Annotated in this window: 21 protein-coding genes, 1 riboswitch and 1 other annotated feature (1 of these 23 only partly in view); of the genes, 12 read left to right on the plus strand and 9 right to left on the minus strand. The window is 39.7% G+C overall.

Annotation, left to right across the window (positions count from 1 at the left end; genetic code table 11):
* Window positions 1-538: 538 nt before the first annotated feature.
* Genes N0O92_RS03605 through N0O92_RS03615 form a run of 3 tightly spaced genes read right to left on the minus strand, consistent with a single transcriptional unit; the run spans window position 539 to window position 3,105 of the window.
* Window positions 539-1,339: an ABC transporter permease gene (locus N0O92_RS03605; protein WP_315613255.1), complete on the minus strand. Its 801-nt coding sequence runs from the start codon at window positions 1,337-1,339 to the stop codon at window positions 539-541.
* The gene (locus N0O92_RS03610; RefSeq protein ID WP_315613256.1) at window positions 1,323-2,096 is read right to left on the minus strand and encodes an ABC transporter ATP-binding protein; all 774 of its coding nucleotides are present in this window, start codon (window positions 2,094-2,096) and stop codon (window positions 1,323-1,325) included. The genes N0O92_RS03605 and N0O92_RS03610 overlap by 17 nt, the downstream gene beginning before the upstream one ends.
* A gap of 13 nt (window positions 2,097-2,109) precedes the next feature.
* Window positions 2,110-3,105, minus strand: coding sequence for an ABC transporter substrate-binding protein (locus N0O92_RS03615; RefSeq protein WP_315613257.1), 996 nt, complete (start codon window positions 3,103-3,105; stop codon window positions 2,110-2,112).
* Between the two features lie 160 nt (window positions 3,106-3,265).
* Here N0O92_RS03615 and N0O92_RS03620 point away from each other — a divergent pair, with 160 nt between their 5' ends.
* Both N0O92_RS03620 and N0O92_RS03625 read left to right on the plus strand, forming a co-directional pair.
* On the plus strand, window positions 3,266-4,039 hold the full coding sequence (locus tag N0O92_RS03620) for an alpha/beta hydrolase family protein (RefSeq protein ID WP_315613258.1): 774 nt from the start codon (window positions 3,266-3,268) through the stop codon (window positions 4,037-4,039).
* Between the two features lie 80 nt (window positions 4,040-4,119).
* The gene (locus N0O92_RS03625; RefSeq protein WP_315613617.1) at window positions 4,120-4,935 is read left to right on the plus strand and encodes an alpha/beta fold hydrolase; all 816 of its coding nucleotides are present in this window, start codon (window positions 4,120-4,122) and stop codon (window positions 4,933-4,935) included.
* A 114-nt stretch (window positions 4,936-5,049) separates the two neighbouring features.
* On the opposite strand, the gene N0O92_RS03630 is transcribed toward N0O92_RS03625, so the two are convergent.
* The gene (locus tag N0O92_RS03630) at window positions 5,050-5,580 is read right to left on the minus strand and encodes a phosphatase PAP2 family protein (protein WP_315613259.1); all 531 of its coding nucleotides are present in this window, start codon (window positions 5,578-5,580) and stop codon (window positions 5,050-5,052) included.
* Between the two features lie 185 nt (window positions 5,581-5,765).
* On the opposite strand from N0O92_RS03630, the gene N0O92_RS03635 reads away from it, so the two are divergent.
* Window positions 5,766-6,917 (plus strand): glycosyltransferase family 4 protein, encoded by a 1,152-nt coding sequence (locus tag N0O92_RS03635; RefSeq protein ID WP_315613260.1) that lies wholly within the window; start codon window positions 5,766-5,768, stop codon window positions 6,915-6,917.
* 117 nt (window positions 6,918-7,034) lie between these two features.
* Window positions 7,035-8,945: an electron transport protein gene (locus N0O92_RS03640; RefSeq protein WP_396334468.1), complete on the plus strand. Its 1,911-nt coding sequence runs from the start codon at window positions 7,035-7,037 to the stop codon at window positions 8,943-8,945.
* A 58-nt stretch (window positions 8,946-9,003) separates the two neighbouring features.
* On the opposite strand, the gene pckA is transcribed toward N0O92_RS03640, so the two are convergent.
* Window positions 9,004-10,593, minus strand: a complete 1,590-nt coding sequence (gene pckA / locus N0O92_RS03645) for a phosphoenolpyruvate carboxykinase (ATP) (protein ID WP_315613262.1) — start codon at window positions 10,591-10,593, stop codon at window positions 9,004-9,006.
* Between the two features lie 228 nt (window positions 10,594-10,821).
* Here pckA and N0O92_RS03650 point away from each other — a divergent pair, with 228 nt between their 5' ends.
* The 5 genes from N0O92_RS03650 to N0O92_RS03670 all read left to right on the plus strand — a co-directional run bounded on the left by N0O92_RS03650 (window position 10,822) and on the right by N0O92_RS03670 (window position 14,002).
* Window positions 10,822-11,202 carry a hypothetical protein gene (locus tag N0O92_RS03650; RefSeq protein WP_315613263.1) on the plus strand — a complete coding sequence of 127 codons (381 nt, stop codon included), beginning with the start codon at window positions 10,822-10,824 and terminating at the stop codon, window positions 11,200-11,202.
* A gap of 244 nt (window positions 11,203-11,446) precedes the next feature.
* Window positions 11,447-11,560, plus strand: a riboswitch (SAM riboswitch).
* Between the two features lie 162 nt (window positions 11,561-11,722).
* Complete coding sequence (gene metK, locus N0O92_RS03655) at window positions 11,723-12,928, plus strand: methionine adenosyltransferase (RefSeq protein ID WP_315613264.1); 1,206 nt, start codon at window positions 11,723-11,725, stop codon at window positions 12,926-12,928.
* A 58-nt stretch (window positions 12,929-12,986) separates the two neighbouring features.
* Window positions 12,987-13,466, plus strand: coding sequence for a hypothetical protein (locus N0O92_RS03660; protein WP_315613265.1), 480 nt, complete (start codon window positions 12,987-12,989; stop codon window positions 13,464-13,466).
* Window positions 13,467-13,616: 150 nt separating this feature from the next.
* Window positions 13,617-13,832 carry a hypothetical protein gene (locus N0O92_RS03665; protein ID WP_315613266.1) on the plus strand — a complete coding sequence of 72 codons (216 nt, stop codon included), beginning with the start codon at window positions 13,617-13,619 and terminating at the stop codon, window positions 13,830-13,832.
* A gap of 14 nt (window positions 13,833-13,846) precedes the next feature.
* Window positions 13,847-14,002: a DUF1540 domain-containing protein gene (locus N0O92_RS03670; protein ID WP_250096769.1), complete on the plus strand. Its 156-nt coding sequence runs from the start codon at window positions 13,847-13,849 to the stop codon at window positions 14,000-14,002.
* Window positions 14,003-14,089: 87 nt separating this feature from the next.
* Here the strand turns inward: N0O92_RS03670 and N0O92_RS03675 are convergent, their stop codons facing one another.
* The gene (locus tag N0O92_RS03675; protein WP_315613267.1) at window positions 14,090-14,617 is read right to left on the minus strand and encodes a gamma carbonic anhydrase; all 528 of its coding nucleotides are present in this window, start codon (window positions 14,615-14,617) and stop codon (window positions 14,090-14,092) included.
* A 105-nt stretch (window positions 14,618-14,722) separates the two neighbouring features.
* On the opposite strand from N0O92_RS03675, the gene N0O92_RS03680 reads away from it, so the two are divergent.
* Both N0O92_RS03680 and N0O92_RS03685 read left to right on the plus strand, forming a co-directional pair.
* Window positions 14,723-15,505, plus strand: coding sequence for an alpha/beta hydrolase (locus N0O92_RS03680; RefSeq protein WP_315613268.1), 783 nt, complete (start codon window positions 14,723-14,725; stop codon window positions 15,503-15,505).
* Between the two features lie 80 nt (window positions 15,506-15,585).
* Complete coding sequence (locus N0O92_RS03685) at window positions 15,586-16,641, plus strand: tetraprenyl-beta-curcumene synthase family protein (protein WP_315613269.1); 1,056 nt, start codon at window positions 15,586-15,588, stop codon at window positions 16,639-16,641.
* A 60-nt stretch (window positions 16,642-16,701) separates the two neighbouring features.
* Here N0O92_RS03685 and N0O92_RS03690 read toward each other — a convergent pair whose 3' ends face one another.
* From N0O92_RS03690 to mnmL, 3 genes are all read right to left on the minus strand, one after another.
* Complete coding sequence (locus N0O92_RS03690) at window positions 16,702-17,298, minus strand: beta-class carbonic anhydrase (protein ID WP_315613270.1); 597 nt, start codon at window positions 17,296-17,298, stop codon at window positions 16,702-16,704.
* Between the two features lie 65 nt (window positions 17,299-17,363).
* Window positions 17,364-17,936, minus strand: coding sequence for a tRNA 5-(aminomethyl)-2-thiouridylate-methyltransferase MnmM (gene mnmM, locus N0O92_RS03695; protein ID WP_315613271.1), 573 nt, complete (start codon window positions 17,934-17,936; stop codon window positions 17,364-17,366).
* Window positions 17,933-18,910, minus strand: coding sequence for a tRNA modification radical SAM protein MnmL/YtqA (gene mnmL / locus N0O92_RS03700; protein WP_315613272.1), 978 nt, complete (start codon window positions 18,908-18,910; stop codon window positions 17,933-17,935). Before mnmL ends, mnmM begins: the two co-directional genes overlap by 4 nt.
* 129 nt (window positions 18,911-19,039) lie before the next feature.
* Between mnmL and N0O92_RS03705 the strand changes: the two genes are divergently transcribed.
* The gene (locus N0O92_RS03705) at window positions 19,040-20,245 is read left to right on the plus strand and encodes an MDR family MFS transporter (RefSeq protein ID WP_315613273.1); all 1,206 of its coding nucleotides are present in this window, start codon (window positions 19,040-19,042) and stop codon (window positions 20,243-20,245) included.
* A 267-nt stretch (window positions 20,246-20,512) separates the two neighbouring features.
* Window positions 20,513-20,640, plus strand: a binding site (T-box leader); it runs 96 nt beyond the window's last position.

Raw genomic sequence — 20,640 nt, forward strand, 5'->3', positions numbered from 1 at the left:
TGGCAATGGCTCCACGCGCCGTGCGCCTTTTTGAGAAGAGCACTCAAAAAGGCTTAAAACATAACGGCGGCTCCGCCTATGCTTAAAAGCATGTACAAAAAAAGAAGGGCTATCTCTCGTAAAAAGAACGAACCAAGTGGCAATGGCTCCACGCGCCGTGCGCCTTTTTGAGAAGAGCACTCAAAAAGGCTTAAAACATAACGGCGGCTCCGCCTATGCTTCAAAGCATGTACAAAAAAGGAAGGGCTATATCTCGCAAAAAGAGTGAACCAAGTGGCAATGGCTCCACGCGCCGTGCGCCTTTTTGAGAAGAGCACTCAAAAAGGCTTAAAACATAACGGCGGCTCCGCCTATGCTTAAAAGCATGTACAAAAAAAGAAGGGCTATCTCTCGTAAAAAGAGCGAACCAAGTGGCAATGGCTCCACGCGCCGTGCGCCTTTTTGAGAAGAGCACTCAAAAAGGCTTAAAACATAACGGCGGCTCCGCTCATTGCTTAGAGCATATGCAAAAAGGGAAGTTCGCCTTTTTGCATATGCTCTAAAAGTGTTTCAATAGTTTTTGTTCGAGGTATTCAACCGCTTTGTACATAATCGTTGCGAGGATGGCGATAACGAGTAAGCTCATTAAAACAAGGGTGAAATTGAAAACTTGGAAACCGTAGATGATTAAATAACCAAGTCCTTGTTTGGATACTAAGAATTCACCTACAATGACCCCAACCCATGCTAAGCCGACATTGACTTTTAAAGTGGAGATAATCGTTGGTAAAGAAGCTGGAAAAATGACGTAGCGGAATGTTTGCCTTTTGGAAGCACCGAATGTGCTCATCACTTTTAAGTAGTTGCCATCTACTTCTCGGAAAGCAGTAAAGACAACCATGGTTGTGATGACGACCGACACAAGAGCGCCCATCGCAATAATGGAAGTGAAACCTGGACCAAGTCCTACAATTAATATGGGACCAAGGGCAACCTTTGGCATGGAATTTAAGACGACCAGATATGGATCTAGCACCTTTGAGATAAATCGTGACCACCATAAGATGGCGGCTAGCAACGTACCTATTCCAGTTCCTAATATAAAGCCAAATATTGTTTCAAACATGGTCACAGAAGCATGTGTAAACAAAGAACCATCACTTATTCGTGTGATCAGTAAATCCCATATTCTAGATGGCATACTAAAAAGTAAAGGATCAATCCAACGTTGTCTAGCAGCCACTTCCCAAAAAATGAAAAATGAGAGAAGAATGCCAAGCTGAACAACGAGGACCTGTCTATTTTCCCTTTTAAGGGAAGCGAGATACTTTTTGTGCAATGAGTCAAGATGTTGATGCAAGGCTCTCCATCTCCTTCCATATCATTTGAAATTGATCGTTATAATCCTGGTGTTGTCTCGCTGCAAAAGGTAAAGCTTTCGCTATATCACGTGGAATCGTAAATATCTGATGAATCCGACCGGGTCTTGGTGAAAGGAGTATAACCCTGTCTGACATCGCAATCGCTTCACCGATATCATGCGTTACAAGGATCGCCGTTTTGTTTTCGCTTTTTAACGTGTCAAATACCAAGTCCTCTAGTTTGAGTTTCGTTTGATAGTCAAGTGCGGAAAAAGGTTCATCCAATAGCATGAGAGACGGATTGGTTGCGAGCATCCTTACTAAAGCGACGCGTTGACGCATGCCTCCAGAGAGTTGATTTGGATATAAATGCTTTTTATCTGAAAGACCTAATTGTTGTAACCAATCTAACGTTGCAGCTCTTGTTTTTTCTGTATACACTCCTTTTATCTTTAAGCCTAATGTGATGTTATCTTCGATTGTACGCCAAGGAAAAAGATAATCTTGTTGCAGCATGTAACCGATCTGAATGGTTGAATCATTATTTTGTTTATTTCCTACTATCACTTGACCACTCGTTGGTTTGAGAAGTCCGGCTATAATTGAGAGCAATGTCGTTTTTCCACAGCCGCTAGGGCCGAGAATGGAGATGAACTCTCCATCCTCAACAGAAAAAGAAATCGACTCTAGAGCCAATGTTGCTTCACGTTTTGTCAAATAACCTAAGGAAACATCTTGTATTTGTAACGCCGACATTTGAATCAGCCTCCTAGTTAGTCGCGCTTTCTGCAATAGACGTATTCACTAACTCGTCGTAGTCGACTTGTTGAGGGAGTTCGCCTGCTTCATCCATAATTAATTGTAAATTGTCCCAAGCTTCAGGTTGAAGCAGTGGTGAAGTTGCATACGATCCTTGTGAGCGGTACCTTTCTACAACTTGAGCAATTAGTTCTACATCCGTATCTTCAAAAAAGGAAACAATCGCTTCTGCTACTACATCGACAGGTTGCTCATCTACCCAAGTTTGAGCTTTGTACAATGCGCGAGTGAAAGCTTCTAGTTTTTCTTTTTCCTCTCCCATATAACTTTGCTTAGCCATAAAAACCGTGTAAGGGACACTTCCTGATTCTGTTCCAAACGAGGCAACAATGTGCCCAATTCCTTCATTTTCAAATAACGAAGCTTGAGGTTCAAATAACTGTACGAAATCACCTGTTCCCGATGCGAAAGCACTAGGTATGTTACCAAAGTCAATATTCTGAATGAGTTGTAAGTCATTGTGCGGATCAATGCCATGTTGTCTCAAAACGTGTTCTCCTACCATTTGAGGCATCCCGCCTGTTCTTTGTCCAAGGAAGGTACTTCCTTTTAAGTCCTCCCACTCAAATGAATCAAGCTGTTCGCGTGAGACAAGAAATGTTCCATCCGATTGTGTTAGTTGTGCAAAGTTAATAGCTGGGTCTGTTGCTCCTTGTGCGTACACATAAATAGAAGTCTCTGCACCAACAAGTGCGATATCAGCGCCGTCCGAAAGCAGAGATGTCATCGTATTGTCGCCACCCCAAGTGGTTGTCAGTTCAAGGTCAATTCCTTCTTCTTCAAAGAAGCCTTGAGAAATGGCTGCATAAAAAGGGGCATAGAAGATGGAACGTGTAACTTCAGAAACGCGAATTGTATCTTTGCTACTACCGAAAGAGCAAGCTGAAATAGAAATGAGCAATACAACAGATAAGAGCAATAGAGCAGCCTTCTTAATGACGTTCATGACAGTCATCTCCTTAAAATGGAATCGTAATTGTGATAGTGTATGTGAAGAAGAGAAATTGTGTGTTTGCCCAAATTGAAATTTATTGTCACATTTTTTAACGGTGAAGATTGAAAGTGAACAGTGAATACAGTTTACCTAGAAAAGGAAGGAACATCCTATGATTGTAAACAAAACAAAAATTCCATCACCTCATCCTAAAATCACTCTTTATGTAATTACATATGTAAGCTCTGGGTTAAAGGTAAAAGGGTATTTGGCTATTCCGAAATGGAGTCATCAATTTCCAGGACTTTTGTATTTACGTGGAGGCATTAAAACAGTCGGCATGGTTCGAATTCAACGAGTGATTCAATGGGCTGCGGAAGGAATGGTTGTAGTTGCACCATTTTATCGTGGAAATAAGGGAGGCGAAGGGCAGGAGGACTTTTGTGGAGATGACCGAAATGATGCTTACTCTGCTTTTGATTTAATGAAAAGCCTCCCGGAAGTAAATTCGAACTCTCTTCATATTTTAGGTTTTTCAAGGGGGGGAGTGATGGCTTTGTTAACGGGTATCCATAGACCTGAAACAACATCGGTTACTTGTTGGAATGGGGTATCTGATATGGTGCTTACGTATGAAGAGCGAATCGATTTGCGAAAGATGATGAAACGCGTCATAGGAGGAACACCAAATAAATACCCGGAAAGATACGCTTGGCGTACACCGTTACATATGTTGAGAGAGCTACAGGCGAACGTATTAATTATTCATGGGGAAAAAGATGAACATGTATCAATTGAGCACGCCTATCGTTTAGAAGAAGGATGTCGATTAGCAAGAATCAACATGGAAACGTGGTATTACCCACTGTTTTCTCATCATTTTCCATCTGAATCGCAGCGTCAAATCTTATCTGAGGCAGCGAACTGGATGAAAAAACAATCGTAAAAGGTTTAACTACGTATGTCCGGAAAAGAGTTAACAAATAATACCTTTAAAAACATGTAATGGAGTGTTTAAAGGTGTCTATGGACGAAGTAATGAAGGATACAATTCCGATCGCTGGGTTAAAGGTTTACTGCGAGTATGTTCTAAATGGAAAACCACCGATTTTACTCATTCATGGTTTTGTTTCATCAACCTATACTTTTCATCGACTCATTCCACTCTTAAAGAAGAATTTCTCAGTAATAGCAATTGACTTACCTGGGTTTGGTAGAAGTGAGAAGTCGAAGACGTTTATATATTCATTTGAAAATTATGCAAATTTTGTTTCAGGTTGTATTGATTACTTCGATCTTGAGGGTGTTACACTCGTAGGTCACTCAATGGGAGGTCAAATTGCACTTTATACAGCAAAAAGGTTTCCAACAAAAATAACAAAACTTATATTAGTGTGTAGTTCAGGTTATTTAAAACCGGCAAAAAAGGCACACATTTATTGTTCCTATATCCCTTTTTTTCGATTGGCAGTAGAGAGATACATTCGAAGAAAAGATGTAAAGAAGAGTTTAGAGAATGTATTTTATAACCAATCTCTTATTAACGAGGAAATGATGGAGGAGTTTGCAAGGCCTTTATCGGAAAAAGATTTTTATGTGTCACTAATTAGGCTTTTACGCTATCGAGAGGGAGACCTATCTAGTAAGGAATTAAGGGAAATTGCGGTTCCAACATTAATCGTTTGGGGAGAAGAAGACAAGGTAGTCCCCTTAGCAATTGGGAAACGATTAGTTGAAGATCTACCCAATGCCAAACTAATTACGTATGAAAAGACAGGTCACTTAGTTACGGAAGAACGAACGGACGAGCTTTATCGACACATTCTTTCTTATACGTCGTAAATTGAAGACCGAAACCACAAGTACACTTATTCCCAAAGGTCCAATTTAGGGGGCACATCAAAGATGTTTACTTTTTCAGTGCCCTCTTTATTTGGTCCTTTGGGGTTTTACTAGTTATACCAATATGAAGAAAACAGCTAGAATGGAACTGATGGCACCGAGGAAGGCACCGATTAGACAGTCAGTTGGGTAATGTAACCCAACATACATGCGAGATAAAGCAACAATCATCGCTAAAGGGATGACAGTAAATGCGAGAATTGGGGAGTGAAGAGAGAAAACAATTGCAATAGAAAAGGCCGCTGCTGTATGACCCGACGGGAAAGAAAAATCTTTCAATGGGTTTGCAACCGTAATGACATTAGGTAAATTAAGATAAGGACGTTTTCGACCGAATATTTTCTTAATAATTTGCACCGCAATAAAACTTAAACTTAAAGAAATTAAGGCATCGATAGCCCAGTAGCGAACGTCATTAGAAAATATAAGCATCAAGGTCAATAGCACGGACAAAGTAAACGTAGCTCCACCTAGATGAGTGATTTTTGGTAAGAGAAGATCAAGAGGTTTACATCGCCACTGTTGATTGACAACTAGAAACATCTTAGTATCGTTTGTAGAGAGCCAGTCAAAAATTCGATTCATATGAACAACTCCATTTGAAAAATCTACATTCTTGTATTTATTATACTATCATTTTTTTTAGAGATTGTTAGATTTGTGTGTGGTTTTTTAACAAATCTTCAAAATGAATTTACTATATCTTTGTAAAGTAGAACTCATTTCTAGAGTAAAGTTAAAGTAACAACTTGACACTAGGAGGGGAAAGAATGGAAATGCGAATAGCCATTTTCACTGATACGTATACACCTGAAATAAACGGTGTAGCGAAAACGCTACAAAGGCTTACCATGTATTTAGAGGAAAATCGAATTCCTTTTAAAGTGTTTGCTCCCGAAAGCAAAACGTCGGTTCCTGTTGTACCGCAAATTGAGCGGTTTGCAAGCCTGCCTTTGCTATTTTATCCAGAGTGTAGAATAGCCCTTCCCAATCCTGTACAAATGAAACAAACGCTAGAGCAATTTAATCCAACCTTCATTCATATAGCCACTCCATTAAACTTAGGACTGTATGGTCTTCTCTACGGAAAGAAACATCGGATTCCGATGGTTGCCTCTTATCATACCCACTTTGATGATTACTTACAATATTATCACATTCCTTTTTTACAGAAATGGTTATGGAAATATATGGTGTGGTTTCATCGGTCTTTTGAGAGAGTATATGTTCCATCTCAAAGCACAATGGAGAAGCTAAAACAGCATACGTTTCATCATGATTTAGAAATATGGGGAAGAGGGATTGACCATTTATATTATACTCCACAAAATAAAACAGATGAAATTAAAAAAAAGTACCAAATTACACAACCGAAAATACTGCTTTATGTCGGCAGAATTGCACCTGAAAAGGAAATAGATATCGCATTGCAAACGTATCACTCTCTCCCGGTTCACATAAAAGAAGAGACTCATTTTTTAATTGTTGGTGATGGGCCGCAGTTTAAATTGTTATCTGAGATAAGTAATGACCACATTACATTTACCGGGTTTCTAGAAGGAGAAGAATTAGCAAACATTTATGCATCGAGTGATTTATTTCTATTTCCCTCTTCGACTGAAACATTTGGGAATGTTGTTCTAGAAGCAATGGCTTCCGGTTTACCAGTTGTTGGTGCAAACGCTGGAGGAGTTCAACATTTAATTCACCACGGTGAAACGGGCTTTTTATGCGAACCAAGAAATGTAAGGGATTTTGCGAATTATACATCTATGTTATTGGAGGATGGGAATTTACGTGGTCATTTTTCTCAAGAGGCACGTCAGATTGCTTTAACTAGGTCTTGGGATAAAATCTTCTCCAATCTATTTGATAGTTATCGTGAAATATTTAAAAGAAAATCACACCTATATTCTGCATGATCTCAATTGTTACTCAGTATGATTTTTCAAAAAACGCAAAAAGTAAGGAGGATTATAAAACAAAGGAGTACGGAATAAGTGAAGGCATGGAAAGTCTTGATATTTATTATTTCAACAATGGTCATTATTATCATTACGTTTTCTTTCGTCGAGTTTGAATATGGTTATGTACCAGATGATAATCAAGTAATAAATAAACATGTTGCTAATTTTAATGAACAAGTGGAATATGACGTAATTGGTCAATTCATTAGTCCGGAAGATGTAGAAAGGTTAAAAGTGGAGAAACGTCATGATGAAATACTTTCAGCTGACAATGGAGCAGTTAGAATAGACGATGAATTAATCAATTTGGGAAAGGAGCTCTTTTACACAGAGACATTTGGGAACGAAGTGTTTTTAACAGATATTCTTGGATTTATTGATGGACCATTAGGTATACCTAATATCATGAAAGCTATTTTATCTCTAAAGGGGGAACCTACAACCAATTTGCGCGTAGAGCTTTCAGAAGACGTGACCATTGGAAAAAAAAGCTGGAAAAAGGGAGAGAAGATTGATACAGGATTAGATGTGGCAAAGGGAGCAATTACACCTTTAGGAATCCCTATTTCTTATTCAAAGGGAAGAGTAAGAGCTGGATTAAGCTGTGCAGCTTGTCATGCAAGCGTTGATTTGGAAACAGGTAAAGTATTGCAAGGAGTGCCAAATGTTGATTTTGACAGTGGAATGCTTGTAGCTTTATCTACGAATTCTGCCGCTTTTTTCCCAACAGCGGAAATTGAGGGAATTCAAGATTATATTCGAGATACCAATCGTACAATAACGAACTCAAAAGGAGAAAAAGCAGTCCTTCCTGATCCGGTTGCTATAGAAGAAGTTGTAGATAAAACCTTTAGTAAATGGCCTAAAGGTAACTTTGATACAAGTGCAGACTTAACGCCCAACCCAACGCAAACACCTGATGTTTTTACATTAGGGGACCATCCATATAGCTGGAATGGTTTTTCGATTATTGGTCCGTTTAAAGGGTTAAGTACCTTTAATAATAAGGTGCATTCTTTTAATTCAGATACCCTTTCATTATCTGAACATAGCGAGGTTCTCTTAGATATAGATAAGGAGATATTTATCGGAACAATTTTACAAAATGCAGCTAATAAAAAATACCGATATAACACTGAGTCAGGGATGAAACCTTCAGAATTTCTAAAAACGGTTGATACGACCCCTAATGTACCAGGGATAAACGAAGGAGTTAAACCAGCTACATTTCCAAAATTATCGATGGTGGCACCGAATGGTTCGATTGTTACTTCAATTGGATCGGAAGTAGGGAAGGAAAACAATGCTCTTTCAGCCTTCCAAAATTCTTTAGTCCCACCTGTCTATAAACCAAAGGTTAATAGTGAAACAAAAGCCCAAGGACGCGAGGTGTTTTCTAGAGCAGGGTGTATTTCTTGTCATTCAGGAAGATCGTATACGAATAATAAAATTATTCCAGTTGAAGAGATCAAAACTGAACCCACGAGAGCTAAATCAATGAAAGGGATTGACAAAGCATTTGGTGATCCTCTAATGTATGCTCCGAACACGCCGACGCCACTGCCACCAAACCCAAAGGTCTTACGGGTACCTATTGAGCAGGTTGAAGAAGAGCAAAGAAATTTAGCTTTTGCGATAGATTCAAATGGGGGTTATAAAGTTAAAGGGTTAATTGGACTGGCTTTTACAGCACCTTATCTCCATGATGGTGGAGTCGCTGTAGGTAAAAATGGAGAACTGGGCATACCTGGTACAGTGATGAAAGGAATTCTTCCTGATCCTTATAATAGCTTAAAGGCTTTAATTGACAAGGATCTGAGACAGGACGTAATTGATGCCAACAAATCTGTTTCGGAATTAACAGATGTTCATGTTGAAGGAATTGGTCATGAATTTTGGGTTGATAGGTCGACCGGATTCACAGAAGAGGAACAAGCTGCTTTACTAGATTACTTACTCTCTAGCACGAGCCCGGAAGAATAAACAAAAAGGGATGTTTCCTATTCGATGGAGACATCCCTTTCTTACTATCTGTACTGATTTACTTAGGACCGGCTTCTTTTATTCGATCATTTATAGAATTAAATTTTTGAAAGTTTTTCTTGAAGTTCTCTGCAAGTTCTTTAGCTTTAGCATCATATGCCTTTTTATCCTGCCATGTCTCTCGTGGTTGTAGAACATGGTCTGGTACCCCTGGGCAATGAGCGGGACTATGGAGGCCAAAGATGCTATCTGTGATTGTTTCGGTAGAGCTCAATTCACCAGTCAATGCAGCTTGCACCATAGCGCGCGTATATTTTAATTTCATCCGTTCTCCGACCCCGTACTCACCGCCAGACCAGCCTGTGTTTACAAGGTATACATCTACATTATGTTGATCAATTTTATCGCCTAGCATTTCAGCATAACGAATCGCTGGTAATGGCAGGAAAGGAGCACCAAAGCATGTGGAGAAGGTCGCTTCAGGTGAAGTGATGCCTCGTTCTGTTCCAGCTAATTTGCTTGTGTAACCTGATAAAAAATGGTACATTGCTTGCTCTTTTGTTAATTTACTAATAGGAGGTAGGACACCGAACGCATCTGCTGTTAAGAAGATAATTGTATTAGGGTGACCTGCCACACTTGGAACAAGAGCATTGGGGATTGATTCAAGTGGATAAGCGGCTCTTGTGTTTTCGGTTAAAGACGTGTCATCGTAATCTGCTTTTCCAGTATGAGGGTGAACAACTACATTCTCAAGGACGGCTCCAAATCGAATGGCATCCCAAATTTGGGGCTCTTTTTCTTCAGATAAATGAATGCACTTAGCATAGCAACCACCTTCAATATTAAATACTCCATTATTAGACCATCCGTGTTCATCATCACCTATTAATGAACGGTGAGGGTCAGCAGATAAGGTGGTTTTTCCTGTTCCTGATAGACCGAAAAACAGTGCAACGTCTCCTTCATTTCCTGTATTAGCTGAACAATGCATAGATAATACATCTTGTTCAGGTAAAAGAAAGTTCATAATTGAGAAAATGGATTTTTTCATCTCACCCGCATATTCTGTACCACCAATTAACACAACGCGTTCTTCGAAAGAAATAAGAACAAAGGCTTCTGAGTTTGTGCCATCTAAGATCGGGTCAGCCTTAAAAGTTGGTGCTGAAATAACGGTGAATGCATCGTGTCCTGATGATTGGATTGGTTCCTGTTCTTCAGTAGGGCGAATAAATAGCTGTCTCGCAAAAACTTGATGCCATGCAAATTCGTTAATTACTTTTAAAGGAATTTGGTACTTCTGATCAGCACCGGCATATCCATCGGAGACAAACAATTCATCTTGCAAGCTTAAGTGCTCCATCACTTTGTGGTACAAAGAAGTGAAAACACATTTCTCAATTGGCTGATTAACAGTTCCCCATTCGATTACATTTTCGACACTAGGTTCTTTGACAATGAATTTGTCTTTAGGGGAACGGCCTGTGTAAGCACCTGTTTCAACAGTGAGTGCACCTGTAGACGATAATTTTCCTTCACCGCGCATAATTGATTTCTCAATCAAGGACGAAATAGGTAAATTAACGTGTACGTGATCTAAAGTTATTAATTTAGCTAATTCGGATTGTAGACTAATTGTGTTCATTGTCGCAAAACCCTTTCTATATGTTTTTAATTACCATTTACTACTAAACTTGTTTATTAGTATAACACATTAACTTTAATAGTCTATACTATTAATGATTTTTTTCAATTGTGATACATTTTCTTGAAAATGTGTCTTTTCTTTTATGGAATAGACAAGTTGAAAAGGTTCCTAAACAAAATTGGGCGGCATAGGATATAGGTAAAAGAGAAAAAGGAGGCGTTCTGCTTGCAAGAAGTTTCCATGATGGACCTGGCTACGGTTTCAGCAGTCGTAGCAGCACTTGTAACGGTGATTGGCAATGCATTTGGGGTTGAAAAGCAGTACCGTGCCCTTTTAGCAATTGGGATAGCGGGGATACTTTGGTTTATCCCAAGAGAGTGGGGAGAGCAAGTCCTTATGGCGCTAATAATTGGCTTAACGGCAAGTGGGGTATATAGCCAAGTGAAACCTCGAGATAATGAAAATGAATTGATGCGAATGCAATTAAGAGAGGAATTTCGGAGAGAACAGGAAATAGAAAGAGAACAAGAAGATAGACGACAGCGACTGACGCAGAATGAAGAACGTCAAGATAGACAAGAAAGAAGAGATGATACTCCTTATTAGAAAGGGGCTATGCGGGCACTGAGGGGCGTGTGCCTTTTCGGTGTCCTTTTCTGATTTGCTGCTTTTTATGAAATAGGGGTTGATTGTTATGTTCTTGCTAGCATAGTATTTGCTTATTGGAGCACAATAAAAACAAATAAAAAAGTTGAAAAGGTAGCTCTTCTAGGTGTTGCCCTAATTATAGATAGGTCGTATATGTTGACAGTATACAAGCATGTGCGATATGATATGCGTCGAACGGATACTCTTATCCTGAGTAGGCGGAGGGACAGGCCCGAAGAAGCCCAGCAACCAACACTCTAAAGCCATGAGTGAAAAGGTGCTAACCTGCAAGACATGATGTCTTGGACGATAAGAGGCTAAAGGTAAACACTCAACCCTTTTCCTCTATTTTGGAAAGGGTTTTTTTATCGTTTATACGTCTTTACAGGTAGGTATTTCCCATTCGGTGGGGGCATGAGTGCCGTCTCAAAGAAAAACACATGCTAAGGACAGCAGTGTTTAAAGGAGGAAATTAATAATGGCAGAAGTAAGAAGTAGACGTTTGTTTACGTCAGAATCAGTAACAGAAGGGCATCCAGACAAAATTTGTGATCAAATTTCTGATGCGATCCTTGATGCGATTTTAACAAATGATCCGAATGCACGTGTCGCTTGCGAAACATCCGTTACGACTGGATTAGTGTTAGTAGCGGGTGAAATTACAACGAGTACATATGTCGATATCCCCAAAATTGTTCGTGAAACAATCAAAGGAATTGGCTATACCCGAGCAAAGTACGGCTTTGATTATGAAACATGCGCGGTTCTAACATCGATTGATGAGCAGTCTGCTGATATTGCTCAAGGTGTAGATAAAGCACTAGAAGCTCGTGAAGGTCAAATGACAGATGAAGAAATTGAAGCAATTGGTGCGGGAGATCAAGGGTTAATGTTTGGGTATGCGAACAATGAAACGAAGGAATTAATGCCTCTTCCTATATCATTAAGCCACAAAATCGCTCGTCGTTTAACAGAAGTTCGAAAAGATGAAATCCTTCCTTACCTTCGTCCGGATGGGAAAACACAAGTAACTGTGGAATATGATGAAAATGGAAAACCAGCACGTATTGATACGATTGTTATTTCTACTCAACATCATCCAGAAGTTACACTTGAACAAATTCAACGTAACCTAAAAGAATACGTTATTAACCCGGTCGTTCCACAAGAATTAATTGATGAGGAAACGAAATACTTTATCAATCCAACAGGACGTTTCGTCATCGGTGGTCCTCAAGGTGACGCTGGTTTAACTGGACGTAAGATCATCGTTGATACATACGGTGGTTACGCGCGTCACGGTGGAGGAGCTTTCTCCGGAAAAGACGCAACAAAAGTAGATCGTTCTGGAGCATATGCAGCTCGTTATGTTGCTAAAAATATCGTTGCTGCTGGTCTAGCTGATAAATGTGAAGTTCAACTTGCTTATGCGATTGGAGTGGCTCAACCTGTTTCCATTTCTATTGATACATTTGGGACAGGGAAAGTGTCAGAGGAAGCATTAGTTACGCTCGTTCGTAATAACTTCGATCTTCGCCCAGCAGGAATTATTAAAATGCTTGATTTGCGTCGTCCGATCTACAAGCAAACAGCGGCATATGGACATTTTGGTCGTACAGACGTAGAACTACCTTGGGAACAAACAGATAAAGTAGCTGCTTTGAAAGAGCAAGCAGGAATATAATAAATGCTTAGAGATCGACTCCTTGTGAGGCGATCTTTTTCTTTTTTGCTTGTTTTTGATGATGGTAGTTGGTGGGATTCTTAAATTAAGTGGAATCGCCAAAGTTCAGGAAGCAAAGGGGATTATGGTTCCCGAAAAGAGAGGACCCGCGATAGTTCAGGAAGCAAAGGGGATTATGGTTCCCGAAACGAGAGGAACCACCAAAGTTTCAGGAAGCAAAAGGGATTATGATTCCCGAAAAGAGAGGAACTGCGAAAGTTCAGGAAGCAAAAGGGATTATGGTTCCCGAAACGAGAGGAACCACGAAAGTTCAGGAAGCAAAAGGGATTATGGTTCCCGAAAAGAGAGGAACCGCGAAAGTTCTGGAAGCAAAAGGGATTATGGTTCCCGAAAAGAGAGGAACCGCGATAGTTCAGGAAGCAAAAGGGAAGTTGATTCCCGAAAAGAGAGGACTCGCGAAAGTTCAGGAAGCAAAAGGGATTATGATTCCCGAAACGAGAGAAACCACCAAAGTTTTAGGAAGCAAAAGGGATTATGATTCCCGAAACGAGAGGAACCGCGAAAGTTCAGGAAGCAAAAGGGATTATGGTTCCCGAAACGAGAGGAACCACCAAAGTTTTAGGAAGCAAAAGGGATTATGATTCCCAAAACGAGAGGACTTGCGAAAGTTCAGGAAGCAAAAGGGATTATGGTTCCCAAAACAAAACGAACCACCAAAGTTCAGGAAGCAAAAGGGATTATGGTTCCTGAAACAAAACGAACCACCAAAGTTCAGGAAACAAAAGGGAAGATGCTACCCGAAACAAGAGAACTCCACCCCCAAAAAAAAACCAAACCCTCATTCTACACAAAAGAGCGTAATCGTAGTATTTCTTACAGTGATTTTGGTCAAAATGAAGGGTGAGGGGGGTGACGAAAATGGCACAAGATGTATTATGTGAAGTTAATAACTGTGTATACTGGGCTCATGGTAACCAGTGTGAAGCTGACAGAATTTATGTTGTAAGTCATACCGGTAAAGAAGCTGAAAAACAAGAGGAAACAGATTGCAAAACATTTGAACCACAACATTAATCGATTAGATGAAAAGAGCGATGGCCTTCGCTCTTTTCATTTTTTATTATTGATAATAATAATCAATCTTATTCACTTAAATCAAATTCATTTGTTTTTTTCTTCCTGTAGGACGATTTTGTAATGTTGACCTTTTTCAACATATTCACGCCGAATACGAGCCATATCAATAAGATCTTCTTCCACGAGTTCACGCACTACTTTAGCAGGTCTACCAAAAGCTAATGAATTCGGGGGGATCTTTTTTCCTGGAGGAACGAGACTTCCAGCGCCAATAAACGCACCTTCGCCTATTTCTGCGCCATCTAACACAATGGAGCCCATCCCGATTAGAGCATTTTTTCGAATCGTACAACTATGGAGCATAACCTGATGGCCAACTGTGACATCGTCTTCAATAATTAAAGGATATTTTGGGCTTTGATGGAGCATAGACTGATCTTGAATGTTTACCCTATTTCCGATGCGGGTAGGGGAGACATCGCCGCGGATTACCGTTTGGAACCAGATGCTTGTTTCCTCACCAACGGTTACATCACCTGTAATGGTCACGCCATCTGCAATAAAAGCACTTTCAGAAATTGTCGGAAATTTGTCTTGATATCGATAAATCATTAGCTCACATCCTTTTCGTTTTATAAAAAAATCGCTATACTTATTTTAACGTATAAACGAAAGGTCATGGTCCTTTTTTCAAATATCGTCGAGGAGGAGTGCATTATGTGGAAATGGGAAGTGGCAGACCCAAGAGGGGTTATCGTAATGGTTCACGGTGCAGGAGAGCATCATGGACGATATTTATGGCTTGCTAAAAAATGGAACGAACATGGATTTGATGTGATTATGGGCGATCTTCCAGGCCAGGGGAAAACAAGAGGAAAACGTGGACATATCCAATCATTTAACCAATACCTGGATTCAGTGGAGGAATGGTTGGATGAGGCTAGATTAAAGGGGGTTCCAATATTCTTGCTCGGCCATAGCATGGGGGGACTTGTGGTTATCAGAACGCTGATGGAACGAAGTACAGCTATGATTGAAGGAATTCTCTTATCCTCGCCGTGCTTAGGTTTAAGTGAACCACCAGCCAAGACAAAGGAATTTGCGACGAAAATCCTTCATCGGATTGCGCCTTCTTTCAGTCAAAATGCAGGAATTCGTTCTGAGTTAGCAACAAGAAATGAAGCGATTCGAGAAGAGTATATAAAAGATGAGCTTCGTGTAACGAAAGTATCTGCTAGGTGGTATCAAGAATTATCAAAAGCGATGAGATTGGCTCATCGGTATCCAGAAAAGTTCCCTAATTTACCGCTACTCGTTCTACAATCAGGTGAAGATTATATTGTAAATAAATATGATGTACGACAATGGTTTGACCAGCTGTCTTTATCAGAAAAATATTATAAAGAGTGGGAAGGCTTTTATCATGAAGTGTTTAATGAGCCTGAGCGCGACAACGTTTTCCGCCATGCTATTGGTTTTGTCAATTTGTTAACACCTTGAGCAATAAGGAGGTTCTTGATTGTGTGAACCCAATGATTGTGCTAAGGTTTTAGAAGGAAAATTGACAGGAGGAATCTCGGTTGACTGCACCAACAAAACCTATCCCGTTACTTATGAACATCTACAAAGAGGTTATTCCAACGGTTCATAAATACTTTGATCCCTGGATTGAAAAAGCTTCTGCTATCCCTGATCCTGAGCTGCGATCGCAAGCACTTGATGCACTGAAAAAGAAGAAATTTCATTGTGAAGGCGGCGGTGTTTACGGTTTAGTAGCTAAGGATCGCTTTGATGATTTGTTGCAATTTATCATCGCGTATCAAATTGCTTGTGATTATTTAGATAACTTATGTGACCAAAGTCCATCACTTGATCCCAATGATTTTCGTTCGCTACATCAGTCTTTATTAGATGCCTTAACACCAGGTGCGACGTTAAAGAACTATTATCAATACCGCCAAGAGCAAAATGATGGAGGATATTTACATTCCATTGTGAAAACATGCCAAGATATTCTCTCGACTTTTCCTTCTTTTGAAAAAGTCCAAGCTGGCATGCTAGAGTTAAGCGGCTATTATGGGGATTTACAAGTACATAAGCATGTTATTAAAGAAGAGCGAATTCCTCGTTTGGAAAAATGGTTTGATGAACATCGCCATAAAGTTCCGAAAATGACGTGGTATGAGTTTTCTGCTTGTGCAGGATCAACTTTAGGCATTTATACGCTTGCTACGTATGCAACGAAACCTGATTTAACCGAAGAAACAGCAACAGTATTAAAAGAAGGATATTACCCTTGGCTCCAAGGTGTACATATACTGTTAGATTATTTTATTGATCAAGAAGAGGACATCGCTGATGATGAGTTAAATTTTCTTTTTTATTATAAAGATGAGAAAGAGATGATTGAACGGTTTCGTCTCTTTGTGACGAAAGCAGAAGAGTACATTGCTAAATTACCAGACCCGAAGTTCCATCGAATGATTATTCGGGGCGTGATTGCCATCTATATTTCGGATGAAAAGGTCCAAAAAGACAAAGAGCTGAAAAAGAAATCAAAGAAAATGGTTAAAATGGGCGGGTTACCAACCTTTTTGTTTTTATTAAATAGCTGGATGTATAGAAGAGAGCGTTAACGGCATCATCGCTCCTTTTGTCATGAATAAAAAACAGGTCTGATTCCTTAATTGTAAGGATCAGACCTGTTCGCTTTCTGCTACCGTTTCAGGTGCTTCTTGATATCCGTCTATTATGATGTCTAACTTACCGGTATCAGGACAGATGACAAGTCCATGAACAGTGACGTCTTTTGGAAGCAGTGGGTGGTTTGTGATCATATGGACACTATTTTTTACATTGTCCTCTACTTTGTCAAAGCCGGTTAAAAATCCTTGAATGTCAACTCCAGAAAACTCAAGCATTTCGATTGTCTCTCGATTAACGCCTCGGTCTTGCGCTTTCTCTAAAATGCTTGCTGGAGTTAACCCTATCATGCCGCAGCCATGATGCCCGACAACCATCACCTCATCTGCGCCTAGTTCGTAGATTGCTACTAAAATACTTCTCATAATGCTACCAAAAGGATGAGAAATGACAGCTCCAGCATTTTTAATAATTTTGGCATCCCCATTTTTTATGTTCATCGCAAAAGGAAGCAGTTCCAATAGTCTTGTGTCCATGCACGTCACTATGACGACTTTTTTATTAGGAAATTTCGTCGTTTGAAACCGTTCATATTGCTTGCTTTGAACAAATTGCTCGTTATGAGCTAATACTGTTTCCAATAAGGTCATTTTTTTTCTCCTCAAAAACGCTCTATTATCTATATTTTCAAACTATTAGTTCGTTTTGTCAACAATTACCTTTTTTCAATAGCAACAACAAAAGGAGGATTGTTAGCTTGGTTAATAAATTCATATTTAAGAATATGAGCGAGGCGTTGGTCATATTGTTCTAAAAATGAAAGAATGGTTTCTTTTTCGACTTTTCCTTCTTCATGGCCGTGATAAATAACAAGAACAATCGTACCACCTAAAGGCATCATCTCTAGCAATGCACTGATTGCAGCCATGGTTGAAGTAGGTCGAGTTACAATAGTCTTGTCGCCACCAGGGAGGTAGCCAAGATTAAAAATAGCTCCCTTTAATTTGGAGTGAACGTCCTTGGGGATGAGAGAACGTACTTCTTCATGCCCTGTTTGAAACAAAGTAACTCTCTCATGAACTTCATGAGTGGTTAGTTTTTCTGTTGCTTTTTCAATGGCTTGCTCCTGGACATCAAAGCCGTAGACATGCCCGTTCTCTCCTACGACATTTGCTAAAAACAACGTATCGTGTCCATTGCCAACCGTACAGTCAACGGCAATATCGCCTTCAGATAACGCATTCTCTAATAATAATCGTGCGAAAGGTAAGACACCGAGTACTTTCATCCTAATGACATCCTTTCTTCTTGATAGTGTTTTCCTTGCCAGCTATTTCTACGTACAAGTTCTGCTTCAATTCCATTTAAGACACTCCACTTATTCATGCTCCACATCGGTCCAATCATAATATCAGCAGGTCCATCACCCGTTAATCGATGAATGACCATAGAAGGCGGCAAGATCTCAAGTTGATCAACTACAAGGTTAATGTAATCTTCTTGACTCATGAATTGAACGAGACCTTTTTCATACTGTTTCACCATCGCTGTTTTTTGTAATAAATGAAGAAGGTGAATCTTAATTCCTTGTACGTCTAGTTTTGCTACTTCTTTGGCTGTTTCCATCATCATGTCATATGATTCGAGTGGGAGGCCATTAATGATATGAGCGCAAACGTTAATTCCGTGTTTTCTTAGTTTCTCCACACCTTCTACGTAACAGCTATAATCATGCGCCCTGTTAATAAGCAATGCCGTTCGTTCATGAACGGTTTGTAAGCCTAATTCAACCCATAAAAATGTCCGCTTGTTTAGTTCAGCTAAATACTCTACCACATCATCTGGCAAGCAGTCTGGTCTTGTTGCGATGGAAAGGCCCACCACACCATCTTGATTCAAAATTTCTTCAAAATACTCACGTAACGTCTCTACTGGAGCGTACGTGTTTGTGTATGCTTGAAAGTATCCAATGTATTTTCCACTTTTCCATTTTTTGTGCATTTTTTCTTTAATGGTATGAAATTGAGTAACAAGGTCATCCTTGCGATCACCAGCAAAATCCCCTGAGCCACGTTCACTACAAAATGTGCAACCTCCGTGGGCTACATTTCCATCACGATTCGGACAGTCAAATCCAGCATCTAAAGGGATTTTAAACACTTTTTCACCAAAATGCTCTTTTAAATAGTAATTCCAAGAATAGTATCGTTTATCTCCGTAGTAATGAGTCGTCATTGTATCACCTTTCTTGTTCCTATACATTCTAACTCCTTCTATCCTATTTTAGCTGTAAAATTGCAATCACAGCAAATGCCAATTAAAAAAGATTGCATTTCCGAAGAAGATCACCTAAGATGGCTTAGGGATTAATGGAAGGAGGGGCTAAATATTATGCCAAAATCACTTTGGTTTTTAATTGTGGCGATGGCGATTAATGTAACTGGAGCCTCTTTTTTATGGCCGTTAAATGCGATTATCATCCATCAAGAGTTAGGAAAATCGTTAACAGCAGCAGGGTTTGTTCTTATGTTAAATGCTGGTGCGGGTGTGATAGGAAGCTTACTAGGTGGTAGACTATTCGATAAAATTGGTGCGTACCAAACGATGATATTTGGTCTTGTCGTAACAACAGTAAGTGCGGTGATATTAGTATTTTATCATAGTTATTATTTTTATATGATCTTACTTATTGGATTAGGTTTTGGGTCAGGTGTGATCTTCCCAGCGATGTATGCATTAGCAGGCAGTTTATGGCCTGAGGGTGGGCGCAAACCATTTAATGCGATGTACATTGCACAAAATGTAGGGGTCGCTCTCGGAACTGCTTTAGTTGGCGTAGTGGCGAGTATCCAACTTACTGCTGTATTTTCAGCTAACGCTATTATGTATGCATTTCTTACATTATTTGTAGCTTTTTTCTTTAAAGAGATTGGGGCAAAGGCTCATCATGCCAACACATCAAATGTTTTTGAACAAAAAACATCGATTCGAAGCAATTATCGGATGCACTCGCTAGTATTGTTATCTATTGCGTTTTTTATTTGTTGGGTAGCTTATACGCAATGGCAAGCAAATGTTTCGGTACATACACAATCCTTAGGAATTTCTCTTCAACATTATAGTTTTTTGTGGACGATTAATGGCTTAATGATTGTGTTTGCACAGCCACTTGTTTCGTGGATGATTAAAAAGTGGGTTCACACATTAAAACAGCAGATGATTGTGGGGGTCCTGATTTTTATTTTGTCATATACGGTCCTCTTACAAGCAAGTGTTTTCTCGATGTTTTTAGTTGCGATGATTGTTCTAACAATTGGAGAAATGTTTGTTTGGCCAGCTGTACCAACAATTGCGAGTCAGTTAGCGCCTAAAAATAAAGAAGGCTATTACCAGGGGATCATTAATAGTGTGGCGACAGGCGGAAGAATGATTGGGCCTTTGCTTGGTGGGTTGATGGTCGATTTCTTCTCCATGTCGATGCTTATTATGGTGTTGCTGTTTTTGTTTGTGATCGCTATTTTCATTTTGCTCGTGTATGACGTTCCGTTAAAACGAGTCATGGAGACGAAACAACAGGAAGTAGAGGCATCCAGTTAAAAAAAAGAGGCCAAGGAAAATGGAAGCCACTGAAAAAGTTCCTTTTAGCAGATTCGGGGGAGTGCAATGGCTTCGCACGTTGCGCGCCTGCTATGAGAAACCCACTCATAGCAGGCTTAAAAGAAGGCAACGGCTCCGCTCATTGCTTCAAGGGCACTGAAAAAGGTGAAAGTCATTACCTTTTTCAGTGCCCTTGAAAAACGCCCTTTTCCTTGGTCTCTTGCTTGACATGAGCGTTATGAATTCATACAATACATATAAGTTCATATGTTGACGTTGATAAGGAGTAGTAATCATAGTTGGGATGTTAGAGAGCTGACGGGTGGTGCAAGTCAGTCGAACAAGTATGATGAACTCGCCTTTGAGTTTTGAAAGCGAATAAAAGTAGCTTTTGA

Origin of the sequence: Alkalihalobacillus sp. MEB130, from assembly GCF_032335535.1 — a bacterium.
Taxonomy (GTDB): domain Bacteria; phylum Bacillota; class Bacilli; order Bacillales; family Bacillaceae_D; genus Halalkalibacter.